The organism is Devosia sp. (genome assembly GCF_028290645.1).
Classification (GTDB): Bacteria; Pseudomonadota; Alphaproteobacteria; order Rhizobiales; family Devosiaceae; genus Devosia_A.
Window position 1 is genome coordinate 1 of record NZ_JAQGJL010000156.1, and the last position, 16,440, is coordinate 16,440.

Consider the following 16,440-nt stretch of genomic DNA (forward strand, 5'->3'; position numbering starts at 1 on the left):
CTCAAAGCCTTCTCGACGACCTACGGGTCGGAGGACCCGGAAGCGCTGAAATCGTTGAAGGGGATGCTCGATCAACCTGTGGGCAAGACGGCGGCGCTGATGCTGAGGCGGATGAAGCACGACCACCTCAAGGGCCTGCCGGATCGCGAAGTCCGGTCCTATTCCGATATGAAGATGCCCCCCTCCCAGGCCGAGGCGTATGCACGCGTCGTAGCGGCGGCGAGTGGGGGTAGTCGTTCCAAAGGCGACATGCTGAAGACCATTCACGCCTTGCGCGGTATCTCGCTACACCCACATGGCGCCGACGGCCTCGATCCCTACGATGCGGTGTCCCGGCAAAAATGGATCGATAGCTCCGCCCGCGTCTCCCAAGCGCTGCTGATCCTGCAGAATATCAAGGCAGCGGGCGAAAAGACGCTGGTCTTTATCGAGGACCGGGCGGTGCAGTCTGCATTTGCAGCCGTCGCCGCCGCGACACTGGGGTTGCCGGCGGAGCCCGAGATCATCAACGGTGATGTCGCTGGCGACCAGCGCCAGAAAGTCGTCGATCGATTCCAGTCGAAGCCGCCGGGATTCGGTCTGCTGATCCTCTCGCCTAAGGCGGCGGGCATCGGGTTGACGATCACCGCGGCGAACCACGTCATTCATCTCAGCCGGTGGTGGAATCCCGCGGTCGAGGACCAGTGCAACGATCGTGTGTATCGCATTGGGCAGATGAAACCGGTGACGGTCCACATTCCGATGGCTGTACACCCGGTTTTCGGCGAGACGTCGTTTGACCTCAAGCTCGATGCGCTGCTGGAGCGAAAGCGCTCGCTGTCGCGTGACATGCTGGCGCCGCCGGTTTCGGAGAGCGACACCGAGGACCTGTTCGAGTCGGCCGTCGGCGGAGCGTCAGAACGGCTCTGAGATATCGCCGATGAAATCCGATCCAGGCTGAACGGCCGAGATGATCAGCCGGTCACGGGCTCGCGTCGCCGCGACATAGAACAGTTGGCGCTCCGTCGTCAGCACTTCCTCGAGTTCGAAGGCGTCCGCCACATCCGCCAACCGCGCCGCCTGCGGGAGCACGCTCTCGTCGCAGGCCATCAGCACCACCATGCGAAACTCGAGGCCCTTGGCGAGGTGCATGGTGCCGACAAGCGCCGATTCCATGTCGCTCTGGTCGCGGTCGACGAAGTTGCGGGCGGGCAGGCCTGCGGCGCCGGCCGCAGCGCGGGCTCGCGGCAGTTCCGCGCCGGAACGCACGAAAATCCCGATCTCCCCGGGCAATGTTCCCTCAGCGAGGGCGGCTTTGATCAGCGCCGCCACTTCCACCACTTCGGCATCGCTGGTGGGTGCAAGCACAACGGTTGGATCAGGGCCGTCGAATACCGAAATCGTGCCTGTGCGGCCGTCCTCGATGCCGTCGACGTCGCGAACGTTCTGTGGTAGCAGCCGGTCGGCGGCGCGGCGGATCTGGTGACTGGTGCGATAATTCACCCTAAGGGTCGCGGAGCGCCCGCGAACGTCCACGCCCAGCCCCTTCCACGAGAACGGCTGCTGGAAGATGCGCTGGCCGAGGTCGCCGGCAAAGAACAGGGCACCGGGGGATGCCGGAGCGATGGCGGAGAGAAAGCGCAGTTCGGCAACGCCCAGGTCCTGAGCCTCGTCGACGACGATGTGGGTGAACGGCTTCACTTCCCGATCGCGATAGAGCGCGGTGGCTGCCGCAAACATGCCTGCCTCGGTCATCAGCCCGCGCGCCGCGAGCTTTTCCCGCACCGGGCCGAATACCTGCCACAGGCGCTCACGTTGTCGGGGTCCGAGCCGGTTCTGTCGGCCCATTCGCGGCACGGCGGCATAGGCCTCAACCGTTTCGATCTGCCAGGCATCGATAACGTGTTTCCACTCGGAGTGGAGGAATTGCGGGGAGAGTTCCGTCGCTTCGGCGTCCTCGGCAGACTGTGCCAGCATTTTGCGGACGTGCTCCTCAGAGGCGAGGTTCGGCTTGCGGCCGGTCGCCAGCGAGCAGAGTTCGGCGGCGACGTCGTTGAAAGCACCGATGTCGACGCGGGCCCGGAGGATTTTCCGCTCGCCGAACAGAATGCCGAGCTTGTACTCGAGGTGCTTTGCCAGGGGGCGCGAGAAGGTGGTGAGGAGCACCCTGGCGTCGGGATTGGATTGCAGGATTCGGAGCACCCGGTGGAGCGCCACCACAGTCTTGCCTGTGCCGGCGGATCCCGCCACGCGCGCCGGGCCGTTGAAGGTGCGCTCGACGATGCCGCGCTGGGTCGGGTGCAGGAAGATCGCCCATTTGTCGAATGGCGAGTCGAGCGCTGCCTGCAGCTCGTTGATGTTCTCGAGGACGCGGAAGCGGCGCTGGGTGTCGGGGTGCTGGAGCGGGTCGGCGGTGGGCGGCGGCGACGTGCTCAGCAGTCCGGTGGCGGCATATTCCAGCAGCGCTTCGCGAGCCTCTTCCGGCAGGTGCCCGGCAAGATCGAAGAAACTGTCGTCCGTGGCGAACCGCACGTCGGCCAGCCAATCGGGGGGCACGCCGATGGACAGCAGGTTGTCGTCGCTGAGTGCGGTAAAGACAGGCGCGGCGACCGTCGCCCTACCCAAGGCAACGTCGGCCATGGGTGGCGGTACCAAACCCGCCGGCGGCTCACCGGACGGGCGCGCCTCCGCCACGCCGGGCTGCCGGATGGGTGATGGCCGCCGGATTTCCTCCACCAGTTCGCGCACTTCGCGGATCTGGATGGCGCCGGTGCGCGGGTGCTCGTCGATGACCCGGCGCTCGGCCCAGTGATAGGCGTCGTCGTGGTGGCCGACATATGCGAGCAGCACGCTGTCGCCGGTCTTGTGAACGATGATCCGGATATCGCCGGAGACCCGCACCGACCAGAAATTCGGATCCCGGGACTTGTCCATGCGATGGAACGACAGGCCCGGCTGGCCGGGGTTCTCCTGCAGCTCATAGACGGTGAGCTTGGTCTGCTTCTGCTCGTTGGGGCCTAGGCGGGCGAGCGCCGCGCGGAAGCTGTCGGCGAGGATGGTGGTCATTTCGTTTTTGGTCCGTACCAGCGTTCGTGTGGCAGCTTGTGAACGCGCTTCGGTCTCGTTGACGCTTCACCGCCAGACGTCGCCATCGGCGCGTCCACATTGTCCGCGACTGCCTGCGGGGGTGGTACGAGGGCGTGAGATGAATGCAAGAGCGGCGAATTGATTGTCTCGGCGACCCAAGACCGCACCCTAGCGGCGGGTCCCGGCAATGAAGGAGTCTTCCGCCGGCATGGCTTGCTCTTGTTCCGTTTTTTCTTTTCGCCGGCCCGTTTCGCGATATGCGACGCGACGACAGGAGGTTCTGCTGGCGCAGGCAATGGCTTGGGTTTGGCTGTCGCTCTGCCCTTGATAAGGCCTCGCTTTATCGCCAGGCCTACTTGCAAGTCGCGGGCGGTAGCCGGGAGATCGCTACTCTCCGCCGCAAACGCCCTTCTGCGTCGCCCACTATTGCCTTGGCCAAACCAGTCCGAGCCTGGACGGATAACCGTCGAGCCTCCGTTGTAACCTCTCCGTCCCAACTCTATCCCTCCCTCGAAGCAATTACTTCGTCATCTATCTACGCGCGGACCGATCACGCCCCGGTTTGATGACCATCCACGGATACACAATCTCCTTGGGCATCTGCCCCTGAAATCTGTAGCCCGAATTTAGTATCTGCCACGCAGTCCCACCATTCACTCCCATGCCTGGCAGCGTGAACATCTTCTTCTCGTTCTCAAGTTCGTTCCAAAGCGCCCAGATTAGTAAGTGCTCGACCTGTTCGAGCGTGTACTTCTCTCGCGTCTCTCGGTTTCTTCCGGTAAATCTTACGACTGCATAGCTCAGAAATGTAGAACCTCGCATTCCAACAATTCGATTGGCCGTTGGATGGTTGAGGAACCGCGTTTTCGGCGACACGGTCAACCCTACATATACAATACGCATCGACCGGGTCGAACTAGGGTGATCCCGCTGGAGCAAGTACAGGCAGGGCTCGTCATGATCGACCGGTGCGCCGAAGCCCTTCTCCCATAGCTTCGGCTTCGACCAATTCAGCTCCACCGTCTGAAAAAGCGGTCCATCCGATCGGTTGGAAATCTCTGACGGCTGGCCGCCGAAATCGGCCATCTTGTATCCAGTAGGCATTCACCCCCCTAAACCCCAAAAACCTTCAATACTTCATCGCCAAAATGATTGATCACCTTCACCGCGATCCGCTTCGTCGCCGGCCGTGAGAACGGCCGCGACGTGTCCGAGTACAAACTCGCCCACGCATCCTCGTCGATCTCGGCCCTGAGCGCCGTCTTCAGCGACTTGTAGGGGTCGTTCGCGCCGAGGAAATAGGCGTGGCGGACGAAGAAGCTTTCTTCGTTGTAGTCGGTGTCGATGAACCAGGCGGCGATGCCGTCCTTGCCGTCTGAGCGGATTTCCCCGGTCGAGGGGTCGAACACGTCGACGCCGTTGACGCGGATCTGGATTTCGCCGCCGGGCGCATCGAGAATGTCGATGTCGGGCTCGCCGAACACCACGAACAGGTTACCCTTGCCGGTGTTCTTCAGCTCGTCCGCCATGTGCAGATCGGGGTTCATCCGTGCCTTTAGGATGGCGAGCGGGCCGAGTTGGTCGAGGCTGCCGGTCTGGGCTTCGAAGTTGAAGGCGCAGGCTATCAACGCGTCGAACCGGGCGGCCGATGCTTCGCGCGCCGCGGCCATGATGGCGGACAGGCCGAGCGTCCCGAACTCGGGGCCGATCAGGATGCCGGCGCGCCGTTCCCGGCCAGAACCATCGAGATAGCGTCCTTCGGCGGCGAGCCACTTGCCGGGCCAGGGCTCGACCGAGTTGAACTTGATGGTGTCGGCCTTGTCCTTCTGGTGGACCCCCGCGGCGCGGAGATTGTCGAGCACCATGGCGCCGAAATCGGCCTCGGGGACGTTGCCCGGTTCCGGCTGCAGCCCACCGTCGAGCGAGGCGATGGCATCGCCAAGGGAATCGTCCCGGGCGGTCACCACCCGGTGCGGAGAGAGGCTTTCGACCGTGAAGGGCCCGGCAACGCGGACGCGGCCCTTGTCCTCGTAGGGGCGATCGTAGAGCAACTCTACATCGGCCGCCTGGGCGATCGAGGCATCGATCTCTTTCTGCCGGGCGATGCGTGCCTTCCACCATTCGGCGTGGAGTTCGCGGACCTTGGCCGAGACCAAGCCCGCCAGCGGCTTGCCCTCTTTGGTGTCGAGCCACGCGTCGAGATCACGGGGGATTTGCCATTCTTCCCAGTGACTCTCTTGAAGCAGCGCATTCAGTTCCGCGCGAAGCGGTTCAAGCACCGCCTGCCACTTGTCCCAGATGTCGTCGATCTGCGAATTGTTGGCGATGGACTTGAGCGTGATGTGCGGCGCCCGTTCGTAGACGAAACCCTGGCGGATATCGCCGGTCGGCACCGGGTCCTGCGGCGGCAGTCGGCCGGCGAGCTTGCCTTCCTGCGCCCTGCCCTCGACGCTGTCGGCGAGGAGGTAATAGGGGTAGCGTGCGCTCATCAGCCGGGTGCGGGCGAGCGCCAGCGCCACGCGCGATGTGTCGATGGTGATCCAGCGCCGGCCCCACTGCTCGGCGACGGTAGCCGAGGTGCCTGAGCCGCAGGTGGGATCAAGAACGAGGTCGCCGGGGTCCGTAGTCATCAGAAGGCAGCGTTCTACGACGCCATGATGCGTCTCGACGATGTATCGCTTTTCAGAAGCGTCAAAGCCCCAACGTAGATCATCCCATAAGTTGTTAACCGGGACGATTGGGAAATCGGAGTACAGCCTGACGTAACGCAGGGAGTTTGTTCTCGCGTAAAGTCGTCCTGCAAGGGTAAGCCTATCAAGTCCCACTCTATCGGTTTTGTATGTTCCAACCCCAGGAGAAAAGCTTCGGCCTTGAAATGCATATGACCGAACGTCTTCACCCTGCGGTGGCCGTTGAGATGTCGTGTTGTCTAGTGTAACTCGCTCGTCGTCAGCCGATGAAGCCCGAGGACTAACTGCCCCGGTCGTGTCTCGGTAGAATCTGTAATCGCCCGACTTGCCGGCAGCGTCCTTATCTTGGAATAGGCCCCTCCGCTTTGCGAAGGCTCGAGATTTCGCGCTCCAAAGGACATAGTCGGTGGTAAGCGCAAGATCCTCGCTAGAGGTGCTGGCGGACTTGACTAAAACGATCGTCGCCAGTGCGTTCTCCGCCCCAAACACCTCATCCATTAGCGCCCGCACGCGGTGCACATTCTCGTCCCCGATCTGCACGAAGATCGAGCCGCTCTCCGTCAGCAGCTCCCGCGCCACCGTCAGCCGGTCGCGCAGATAGGTGAGATACGAGTGTATCCCGTCCTTCCACGTGTCCCGGAACGCTTTCACCTGTTCTGGCTCGCGGGTGATGTCGGTCTGCTTGCCATCCTTGACGTCGCGGCTCTGGGTAGAGACCTGCCAGTTGGAGTTGAACTTGATGCCGTAGGGCGGATCGAAATATATCGCCTGCACCTTGCCCTTCATCCCCTCGCGCTGCGCCAGGGAAGCCATCACCTGCAGGCTGTCGCCGAGGATGAAGCGATTCTGCCAGTGCATTGAATGGCGATAGAATTCTGCCCGCGCCTCCGGATCGGTCAGCCCGTTGAAATCGGCGAACAGATCGGGCGCGTCCGCGGTCTTCGCCCGCGACGCATCGGAGCGCCGCTTCAAATCGTCGATGATCGCCTTGGGGTGGACCTTCTCCTGGATGTAAAGCGGCGGCGCGTTGACGACGAGGTCGGACCAGTCCTCGGTATCCTTGCCGCGCCACACCAGCTGAGCGTCGCCGATCTCGACGGTGCCGGTCTCGACGAGTTGCTGGACCTGCCCCGGCGTCAGCCTGATCTTCACACCGTTCCAGACGATCTGCGGATCGACATCCGTGTCTCGCGCCCGCTTCTCCCCCTCGGCCAGCGGCCGCGCGCGAGGCAGCCGCATCGCCTTCCATTTGACCCCGTAGAGCTCCTCGTTCTGCTCATAGATCGACGCCATCTCGGCCGTCGGATTATTGATCCGGCGAGCGTTCTCGTGACGCAGGGCGTCGATGTCCTTGGGCGTCTTGGCCATAAGGTGGATCCAATCGGGGACTAGAGAAACTTCTTGATCAGGAAATGACAGACCGCGACGATTTCGTCATCGCGCTCGCGGTGAATCCCCTTGATGGCACAATCGGCCAGTTTGCCGACCGTGATGCCGGCACCCAGCGACGAGCCGTTTCTGACCACTCCGTCTTTGACATTGCCTATCGTCCGGCCTGCGCCAACAGAAGAACCGTCACGGATCATCCCGTCCTTGACGTTGCCCAAAGCGCGGCCCGAGCCAACCGCGGGGCCGTCACGAATTACACCCCGTTGCAGGTTGCCAAGAGCGCGGCCCGACCCCAAGGTGCCGCCGTCGCGGATGATGCCGTCCTTGAAGTTTGTCATTTTCTCATGCCCCTCCGTGGTTGGTGGCTGTCAAGAACGCATACCGCTTCGACAGATATCCTGCCCAATCGTCGTCCATCCCGAGCTCCGCCAGCAACGGAGCGAACAGTGCCTCCGCCGACCAGCTGACAAACGACGTCGGATCGACCAGCAGCCCCTTCCACACCTCGAAAACGTCATCGCCGAAGCGCCGCAGCGCTGGCGAGGTCACCTTTCGAAGTGCAATATTCCCCGACGGCGAAATGTGAAGGACGCGGACCCGGTCTGCCCCGTCCTCGCGCGTCGCCTGCATGAAGTGGGCGAGCATTTGCTGGCGCAGCAGCTGGTAGAACGGCTCGTAGAAGAAATTCCCCAGCTTGAGGCCGAGGTCGTGCCTGATCGGCCCGGTTGGTGCAAAGGCGATGTCCGCATACCGGCGGGTCCGCGTCTCGTTGCCATCGGGGGAGATCGGCGCCCCGTAGTGCTCGGTATACTTCCACTCGATCAGCAGTGTTTCGGTCTTGCCCTGCCGTTCGAAACGCACGACGGCGTCGGCTGCGGTGGCATTGGCGCCGCGCGAGCGCGTGCCGGACTTGCTGCTTTCGCGGAGGTGATCGCCGCCGATCCACTCAAAGCCCACATAGGCCGGCGTGCCGTCCGGACCGGCCTCGACCGGCAGCATCGTCGGCCGCACGCCGCCGATCGCCGCCTGCACCAGGCTCGCGAGTGCATCCGGTCGGGACGCCAGCGGCATCAGAAAGTTCACGCAGCACACCTGCGAGGACAAGGCATGGTTGGCGTGCCGGTGCCATTGGATGCCGTTGGCGGAGAAGTAGTCCGGCGCATAGCTGCGCAGCGACGGCGCGAGATTGAGCAGCCGATGCTCGTCGATCAGTCGATAGGCCCAGCCCGGCATCAGTGCATGCGGCGCCGCCGTTGCAAAGTACTGGGCCTGCTGTTGTCTCTGCCGCAATTCAAAACTGATTGTGCCTGCAACCGGCATCTATTCCCCCCAGAAATCGACAAATTAAGACATGGTCTAGCCGGCCCTGCCCCCCGAGCCACTGAGCACAGAGTGAAGCGCGGTGCGATAGCGTGTTTCCTGGTCGGCGAGCCAATCATAGATCGCCGGCCAGGACGCCTCGTCGCCATGGTTGGCGTACCGTGCCCGGGCAAAGGGTGATGCCGTATTGCCCAGGTCCAGCCCGAGTGCTTCGATGATTGCCGGCTCCACGAGTCGCAGCCGTGCAGCGGTTTCCGTGTCGGACGCGCCTCGCGGACCGCGGACGAACAGACCGGCGCTCTGCTCGCTGAGATACAGCGAAATCACGAGGTTGAGCTCCGGCAATTCGCGCCAGCGCGAATAGGAGTTTCCGCCTCCAAGCGGCATTGAGGGAAAACGCGCCGCAAATCCATCCCAGAACCTCTGACGCAGCTCGGCGGACGAGTCGACTGGCGCCAGCGTCTTTTCGGCCTCGACACCATCCTCGTCGGTCTCGACTTCGTCGTCATCGGCCAGATCGCCGCTGTAGGCCGGCTTGCCCATGGCGCGTTCGACCAGGACGAGTAATCGCCTCTGCCGGTCCTCCATGAAAGCCTCGAAGCTGTCGGCTCGCAGCAACGCCGGGTCGATCAGGTGCGAAGCGAGATAGCTATCGAGCCTGTCCGGGGCGATGGGGGGAGTTTCCCCGCCGCCGCTCTCCAGTCGACCGAGATAGATCGAAGGGGCGACGCCCCCGATGATGCGGTTGGTTTTGTAGGACAGCGGGGTCTTATTGATGATCGAGTCGAAGACCTCGGGTTTGTGCCCGGCCCGCTTGCACCATTCCTGCGGGAAGATGTGGTGGATATCAACGTTCTCGCCGAAGAACACCGTGTGATCGAATTTCTGGCCAGAGCGGAAATCTTCTGCGCCCTCGAGCATCAGTAGCGCATTGACGCCCTTGTAGGCCGCCGAGAGGCGCATGCGCATTGACTTGAGGCGGTCCGAGCGGAAGATGGTCTCGCTGATCGTGGATGGCTCTGTACCGCCCTTCAGCCATGCGGGCACCTCCATGAAGTCCCGCGCGATGCGGCTATCGACGGCAGATCCATAGAGCTCACCGAACACCCCATTCCAGAACCACTGGATGAGCTTGGCGCGGTTGGCTTCGTGCTCCCAGGCTTCGCCGATATCGGCCAGGATCGCGGCCAGCGGCACGATCTGCGATTGATAGGGCAGATCGAAAATCCGGTAGATGTGCAGCATGTGCAGGAACTTCGCGGCGCGCACGAAGCCGGTTTCGACTTGCGACTCGTATTTTTTGTACGCCTCCAGCGGCAGGTTCAGCAGCGCCTGACGATTGCCGGTGACCGCTGGCAGCTCCTTGCCCTGCTTGCCGGCGGCTTCTACCTGGCGCCGCCTATCGCGGGTGTGAAACAATGAGATCACCTGAAGGAAGTCAGTGTTGCCTACCTGGGACAGAATTCCTGTGCCCTCCCCGGCCGGACGCAGCGTCTCGGCGAGCCGGCGATGCCGCCCCTTGGTCGCGGCATCGCCGTACCAGTCCTTGCGGAGCTCATGATTCTCGGCCGCATACATGGCGGTTACGAGTTCGAAGGCGTCCAAAGGCTTGCCACCTGTGTTGACCTTCTCGAAGACGAGGCAGACCGCCTCCTTGGACGTGTCCTTGCCGAGGGCGATGACCGGCACTTGATACTTGGTGAAGTTCTGGATCACCTCGTCGTTGAAGCTGCTGATGATCGGCCAGGTCTCGGCGAATGTGCCCTTGGCGTTGGCATAGGAGACGTACTGCATCTGCCAGTCGTTCCAGCCGAACACCATGGAGACCGGGTACATCAACGCGTCGAACTCGCGCTCGCGGCTGGAGAGATCAAGCTTGACGTCTTTAGCGAAATTCTCCCGGATGATCCGGTCCTCGGGAACGCCGACAATCGCCTCCTCCCGATCGACATCGGGGTCGAGCGCCTTGCGCATGTCGATATAGAACCACCGCTTCACCGGCTTGTTCTTGGGGGTCAGCGTCGTGACCACCTGGTTCCTGAGCGTCACCTGATAGAGCGAAGTCATCCGCTGCTGGCCGTCGAGCAGCAAGTCATCCGCCCGTACCAGACCTGCCGCTTTCGGCGCGCCTTCCACCGGACGCGGCTTGAAATTGACGGCGCCGAAAGTCTCAAGCGTCATTAACGCGCCCACCGGAAAGGCGCGCGAGATGGAGGCGATGAGGCTCTTGATGCGGTCCTCGTCCCAGACCCAGCTCCGCTGAAAGTCAGGGAGCTGCAGCTTGCCGCTGTGGCAGGCGGCGAGAAGCTCATGGAGATCGTTCTTGTTGGTTTGAAACGTCGATCCGGCCATTACTGCACTCCCACCGCGCAGCGCCCGCTGCGAAGGCCCGCCACCAGCTTTGCATAGTCGGTTTCCATCGAGAACGGGTCGCGGAATTCAGCGAACGCCCACCGGCCGTAGTCCTTGAGCGCGTTGACGCCCGGCACCCACAGCGTTGCCATCGTCTCGGCCTTGAACTGTGCGTCGAGCCCGCGAAATCCTTTGATCTCGACGACGAGGTTGAGAGGATCGTCCAGGCCCCGGCCGTCATCGAGGCGCACGATGAAATCGGGCAGATATTTCCGGTTTTCCGAACCAAACAGGTACGGCACTTCGAAGCCGAGCGCCTGGTTCTTCACATAGCTCAGGGTTTGCGGATGCGCGTCGGCAATGCGGCCGAACTCGAGCTCCCACTTACTGTCGCCGACGACGAAATTCACCGGGCTGAGCGTCGTGGCGTAAAGCTCGGTCTTTGACGTGATGAACTGAACATGGTCGGTCGAAATCGCCGGGTTGTAGGGATCAAGCAGCACCTTGACGACCTCCGTGCCGTCCTTCCCGGCAGCGTGAACGATCGCCTTGTAGATCAGCGCCGCTGCTCTGTCGCCGATCTGTGCGTAGGTCAGCATGCCCACTTTGGTGCCGCCGGCCGGCACGAAGCATTCCCTGATCCAGCGCCGCACGATGGGCTGCACGGCATAGAAGAACTGATAGGGCGGCTCGCCCCTGTCGTCGCGCATATGCCGCTCGATTAGGCGCTTCGAAAGATCATAGGCGATCTCGCTGTCGCGCAGGCCATCGAGCACGGCGGGGCTGAGGTCATGCCCCTCGCCGACCAGCCCTTCGACGCGCACAGTCGTCGGCCCGACCTCATCGGGCGTCAGGACCATCCGGTGATCCTCGCCGAAAATGGCTGTCAGGCGATCCGGAGGCAGTTCGGTTCGGTACCCCGCGACACGGGGCAGTCGAATGGCAAGCGCCGAACGCTCCTTCAGCGCGTACACCCGCGTCACTGGCCTGGGTGGCTTCTTTTCGACGTTTACCGGCTCGGAGGCAAAGTCGAATGGAATGCCAAGAATGTCGGCATACTCGGTATCGAACAGCCGGTTGCCATCGGCGTCGGCCTCGTCGCCTAGCTCGTAGGACTGGCGGCGAAGGCCACGGCCCACCACCTGCTCGCACAACAATTGCGTACCGAAGGCGCGGACCCCAAGGATGTGCGTGACGGTGTTGGCGTCCCACCCTTCGGTCAGCATCGACACCGAGACGACGCAGCGGACGTGCTCGCCCAGCCTGCCCTTGCGGCCGACGGTGTTCATCACCTCGCGAAGGATTTCGCTGTCGGACACGGCGCTGGCAGAACCGGCGCCTTCGCGGACTGCCTTCTCCTGACGGAATCTTTCGATCTCGGGCTCAGCGATCGCCTTGAAGGAGTCGTCGAGCGTCCCCGACTCGATCTGGTAGCTGTCCACCAGGATGGTGTTCATTCGCTCGAAGCGGTTGCCGTACTCGTCAAAGTTGCGAAATAGCTCCAGCCTGCCATTGTTGAAAGTGACCTTGCCGTCGGCGGCTTCGCGCGTCCAACCAGATATCCACTCGAACACCAGCCGTGAACTCGCCGTGTTGTTGCACACCACGATGAACACCGGCGGCACACCGATCCCGGCTCGTTCCCATGCCTCGTACTCGGCTACGTAGTGGCCGTAGAGCGAGTTGAGCGCCGTCTCCAACTCGGGCGGAAATTTCGCCAGCGGATCGAGTTCGCCGGATTTGCCAGCACCCTTTTTCGGCATGTGCTTGCCGATATGGTCCCACAGGTTGCGGAACACCGGCGCCGGGGCATTCACCGCATTGTCGGATACCGGAACGCGCGGCAGCTTGACGATCCCGCACTCGATGGCATCAACCAACGAGAAATCGCTGACCACCCACGGAAACAAGGTCCCCTCTTCGTATCCAGAGCCGCGCAGAAAGAAAGGGGTGGCGCTGAGATCATACACGGCGCGCAACCCAACCTTGCGCTTCAGGGCTTCGATGCCAGAAATCCAGAGTCGCGCCGCCTCGTTGTTCTCATCAGCCTCGGCCTTTTCGTCGCCCTTCGCCGCCGGCGCCACTGACGCGCCGATGCGCTCCCGATAGCAGTGATGGGCCTCGTCGTTAATGACGACTACGTTCTTGAGGGTGAGCAGTTCGCCACAGGCGCGCTGCAGCATTTCGCCCTCGGTCTCCCTGGTGACAAGCCTTTCGTTGCGCCATCCGGAGAGCACGGCCCGGCCGGTCTTGTTGGTGTCCAGCGTCTCGCGCTGCTGGAAGGCGTGATAGTTGGTGATAACAATCTTGGCTTTGCCGATATCAACCATCAGCTCGGGCGGCACCAGTTCGCGGGTCGCGTAGTAGTTCTCCGGGTCCGACGGCAGCAGGACGCGTAGACGATCCCGGATGGTGATTCCGGGCGCGATGAGCAGGAAGCCCCGCGAGAACAGGGAGGACCCGGGTTGGCGTGCATGGTTGATTGCCTGCCAGGCAATCAACATCGCCATCACTGTGGTCTTTCCGGCGCCGGTGGCGAGCTTCAGGGCGAGGCGGAACAACTCGGGATTGGCGTCGGCGTTCGCCGTCTCCAGCGTCCTGAAGATGTGAGCGTACTGCCTGCGGTGGCGCGCTACCTCAGTGAGCCAGATGGCGGTTTCGACCGCCTCGATCTGGCAGAAGAACGGCCTCGGCCCGGTAAAGGCATGGTGCCGCCAATGCTGCAGCAACCGCTGCGTTGCGGGCGTTACGCCCCAGTCAGTGGGATCGGGCAGCGCCCGCCAGTTCTCGAGGTAGGTGCGGATTTCATTTACGACGGCATTGTCGCTGTAGCGTCCCGACGCATTGACGCTGTCAAGTTCGAGTTCGGTCTGGAGGCGCCCAACGCCTTTGCGGCTCGACGGGACCGGCGTCGTGTAGCGCGACTTGCGCCGCCCAACAAATGGCTCACGCTCGACCGGCTGCCCACGCTCGTCGAGTGCATGGTAGCGGCTCGGCGGATGGTAGGGAGAATTCAGAATAGGATGCGCGTAGAACGGCTTCAAAGACTTACCCCAAAACATCTTAGGCGGCCGGTAGACTGTATGCCTCAATACCGGAAATGGAGCCTTCCGCAACTGCGTTGGCAAGAACATCACGCCTGTTGATCCCGTTTGAATCGATGCCGATGATCCGCCGGACCGGCGACGAGGCCGACTCGGGCAATCAAGCGCACGAACGCGTGACCCCGCTGGGGCCGTTGGGGACGCACCGGTATCCCTGTTCATGAACTCGATCTTGAATATGTTGCTGCCGGCCCGGTAGACCGTATACATCGAGTTGGCTGGCGCGCCATCTTCTCGTCCATCACGACACTGCTGATCGGCGTGAACTTGCCGGTCGCCATATCGAATATGACGCCAGCTCTGCTGCGGGTTCCGCCAGTCAATCCTTTCGAGCAGATAGCTCATCTGGCCGCCGCTCAGGTGCACCACGCCGCCCACCGTGGCGGGCCAGATGAAGCGCCCGCGCTCCAGTCGCTTGGCATAGAGCGACAGGCCAACACCGTCATGCCAGAGCGCCTTGATCAACGAACCACTGCGCCCCCCGAAACACGAACACGTCCCCGGCAAACGGATCCCGACCCAGCCCTTCCTGGCGCCAGGCCGCCCATCCCCTTGCGCATATCCGTGTGACCGCTGGCCAGCCACACCCAGACATCGGAGCGGATCGGGATCATCGCAGCGCCCGCAGCACCGCCAGGACCAATCTCGCGGGCGCTGTCGCCGCAATGCTCACCGTCGTCCTTGACGCAGGTCCAGCCGGATCGCCGGGCCGTCTGCATGACCAACCCGCGACACCTCCGGCACCAAAGAAGCTTCGTCTTCGCCATGACGGCGGGCACAAAAACATCGGGCCGGGCTGCTGGGCCTCGCGGCGCCACTTGTAGATCAGACTGGTGGACACATCGAACTGCCGTGCGACCTCGGCAACCACCGCGCCCTACAGGTACGGCATTTGCGCGGCGGCGGCATGCTGCGCCATGCCAGCCTCGAGAAGGTCGCCCTGAAATAGAATAAAGGCCCCGGCCTCCAGTGAGGAAGCCGGCGCCGGGACCAGACGAGGCCGCATGTTGGACGTCCACCAGGTCAGCTTTTTGGGCCGCCAAGGAACTTGGTCGTCCACCGCTTCGTCGTTCGACCGAGCTGGTAAGCGGTCAGGCGGGTGCCCGCCCAGTTCCGGATGCCACCTACCGCCGCTGCGGGCAGAAAAACCCAACTGCTGATCCGGCGCCGCTGCCGGCGGACAATTGAAATGAGATCGGCCGCTGCTATGCGCATCTCGAGAGCGCGTCCAAGGTCGGCAGCTTTGTCCGCCGTTTCGAACGCGCCGCCAGTTGCCGCCTCAAAGAAACCCTGCACCGCGTCGTCGAGCTCAGATCGATCCGCGAAGTTCGCCTCAGCGGCCATGGCGAATATCAGATGGCCGCACGATCGGACTTTGACCGCCAGACTTGCGTCGTCCTCGTGGGTAGATCTCGACCAGTATTCGGTGGCCAGCTCCCGGGCTTCCTTGATCTCGTCGATGAGCTCGTTGAGTTGCCCGATATCCTCAGAGCTTTGTGTCCGATATGACTGTATCCACGCACCGAGCGCGAAGGTGAATATCGGGAGGATGAACTTCGCCAGGAAGTCGATCACGCGCTCTGCCGCATTGCCCTTTGAGCGGTCGATTCAATCAGATATTTTCCGATCATCTTTTTGTAGGGCCAATAGACGGGCCGTTCGGCGACGATCTCCATGATCGACCCAAGCTGATCGGCGTTAAATCCCTCGTACCGGATTAACCCGCCGAACGCCTCGTCGAGAAACGACGAACCGAAGCTACGGCAGCCGTCGAGTACGACGCGAAGCTTGTCGGTCGGGGTCGCGATCCGCAAACGAGGAACGAGAAACTCGGTGCGGAATCGCGTACCATTGTCAGGGCCATCCTTGCCGGTGCGACCAGCAGGGTAGAGCGAGAATTCCGTCGCTATGACCAAGTTGCTCATGCGGCTTCCTCCGATTTTCTGGCGGGCAGCTGAATCGTCCATTCGATCAGTGTCCCACCGATGGAGTGGCGATATGTTGCCTTGCGCCCCACACCTTTACCATCCCCATACAGGTATTGGCCCCCGCGACTGGCGACGAACAGTCGACCGTTGCCAGCTGCGTCAATCGCGTCTTGCATCTGGGGCAGTCCTTTTCCCCTGTTGGGCCGGTCCGTTTGCGAGTTCCCATACTTCATGGCCGCTTCGATGTGAACAGCATCTGAGGCATATGGAGAACGCCCCCCTGCAATCGATGCCAGGCCACCCTTGATGAACTCAAGGACTTCCCTGTGTTTGGGCAGCTTATCGTAGGTAAGTGGTATCGTTGCACCTTGATCATAGATCACGACGTTCAACACTCGGTTAGCGCGATCGGCTGATCCTGTGAGCCACCAGCGGCCGACGTGGCGGAACTGGAAACGGTGGTCGCCCGTGTAGGCATGCATTTTTACGTTCACCATTGCCTCCGACAGTGCCGAGTTAAGAGGAATGGCAATCTCGTCTGGAAGTTCATGGTCGGGGTCGATAAATCGACCAAGCTCGAGCAGCATTTCA

Annotated in this window: 12 protein-coding genes; 1 reads left to right on the top strand and 11 read right to left on the bottom strand. The window is 62.3% G+C overall.

All coding sequences use genetic code 11. From position 1 onward, the window contains the following. On the top strand, positions 1–909 hold a 909-nt coding region (locus tag JWQ89_RS09000; RefSeq protein ID WP_299640261.1), incomplete at its 5' end, for a C-terminal helicase domain-containing protein. Here JWQ89_RS09000 and JWQ89_RS09005 read toward each other — a convergent pair. From JWQ89_RS09005 to JWQ89_RS09055, 11 genes are all read right to left on the bottom strand, one after another. Further along, positions 895–3,045, bottom strand: a complete 2,151-nt coding sequence (locus JWQ89_RS09005) for a 3'-5' exonuclease (RefSeq protein WP_299640262.1) — start codon at positions 3,043–3,045, stop codon at positions 895–897. The two genes, JWQ89_RS09000 and JWQ89_RS09005, sit on opposite strands and share 15 nt — an antisense overlap. Positions 3,046–3,597: 552 nt before the next feature. After that, on the bottom strand, positions 3,598–4,152 hold the full coding sequence (locus tag JWQ89_RS09010; protein ID WP_299640264.1) for a hypothetical protein: 555 nt from the start codon (positions 4,150–4,152) through the stop codon (positions 3,598–3,600). Between the two features lie 26 nt (positions 4,153–4,178). Continuing rightward, complete coding sequence (locus tag JWQ89_RS09015) at positions 4,179–7,124, bottom strand: site-specific DNA-methyltransferase (protein WP_299640266.1); 2,946 nt, start codon at positions 7,122–7,124, stop codon at positions 4,179–4,181. Positions 7,125–7,144: 20 nt separating this feature from the next. Beyond that, entirely contained in the window at positions 7,145–7,483 is a 339-nt protein-coding gene (locus JWQ89_RS09020; RefSeq protein ID WP_299640268.1) for a hypothetical protein, read from the bottom strand. A 4-nt stretch (positions 7,484–7,487) separates the two neighbouring features. Then, entirely contained in the window at positions 7,488–8,465 is a 978-nt protein-coding gene (locus JWQ89_RS09025) for a hypothetical protein (RefSeq protein ID WP_299640270.1), read from the bottom strand. A 36-nt stretch (positions 8,466–8,501) separates the two neighbouring features. Then, positions 8,502–10,817, bottom strand: a complete 2,316-nt coding sequence (locus JWQ89_RS09030) for a DUF262 domain-containing protein (RefSeq protein WP_299640271.1) — start codon at positions 10,815–10,817, stop codon at positions 8,502–8,504. Further along, positions 10,817–14,386, bottom strand: a complete 3,570-nt coding sequence (locus JWQ89_RS09035) for a BPTD_3080 family restriction endonuclease (protein WP_366143987.1) — start codon at positions 14,384–14,386, stop codon at positions 10,817–10,819. The genes JWQ89_RS09030 and JWQ89_RS09035 overlap by 1 nt, the downstream gene beginning before the upstream one ends. A gap of 145 nt (positions 14,387–14,531) precedes the next feature. After that, a complete protein-coding gene (locus JWQ89_RS22490) occupies positions 14,532–14,792 on the bottom strand; it encodes a hypothetical protein (RefSeq protein ID WP_366143988.1) in 261 nt (86 codons plus the stop codon). Positions 14,793–14,944: 152 nt separating this feature from the next. Continuing rightward, on the bottom strand, positions 14,945–15,496 hold the full coding sequence (locus tag JWQ89_RS09045; RefSeq protein WP_299640273.1) for a hypothetical protein: 552 nt from the start codon (positions 15,494–15,496) through the stop codon (positions 14,945–14,947). Beyond that, positions 15,493–15,846 carry an STAS-like domain-containing protein gene (locus tag JWQ89_RS09050; protein WP_299640275.1) on the bottom strand — a complete coding sequence of 118 codons (354 nt, stop codon included), beginning with the start codon at positions 15,844–15,846 and terminating at the stop codon, positions 15,493–15,495. The genes JWQ89_RS09045 and JWQ89_RS09050 overlap by 4 nt, the downstream gene beginning before the upstream one ends. Further along, the coding region (locus tag JWQ89_RS09055; RefSeq protein WP_299640277.1) for a hypothetical protein at positions 15,843–16,440 on the bottom strand (598 nt) is incomplete at its 5' end. The genes JWQ89_RS09055 and JWQ89_RS09050, both read right to left, overlap by 4 nt.

Excerpts from the sequence above, each read along its gene's own strand:
- JWQ89_RS09050 (WP_299640275.1), bottom strand. The coding sequence starts at position 15,846 with ATGAGCAACTTGGTCATAGCGACGGAATTCTCGCTCTACCCTGCTGGT.
- JWQ89_RS09010 (WP_299640264.1), bottom strand. The coding sequence starts at position 4,152 with ATGGCCGATTTCGGCGGCCAGCCGTCAGAGATTTCCAACCGATCGGAT.
- JWQ89_RS09030 (WP_299640271.1), bottom strand. The coding sequence starts at position 10,817 with ATGGCCGGATCGACGTTTCAAACCAACAAGAACGATCTCCATGAGCTT.
- JWQ89_RS09015 (WP_299640266.1), bottom strand. The coding sequence starts at position 7,124 with ATGGCCAAGACGCCCAAGGACATCGACGCCCTGCGTCACGAGAACGCT.
- JWQ89_RS09025 (WP_299640270.1), bottom strand. The coding sequence starts at position 8,465 with ATGCCGGTTGCAGGCACAATCAGTTTTGAATTGCGGCAGAGACAACAG.
- JWQ89_RS09005 (WP_299640262.1), bottom strand. The coding sequence starts at position 3,045 with ATGACCACCATCCTCGCCGACAGCTTCCGCGCGGCGCTCGCCCGCCTA.
- JWQ89_RS09020 (WP_299640268.1), bottom strand. The coding sequence starts at position 7,483 with ATGACAAACTTCAAGGACGGCATCATCCGCGACGGCGGCACCTTGGGG.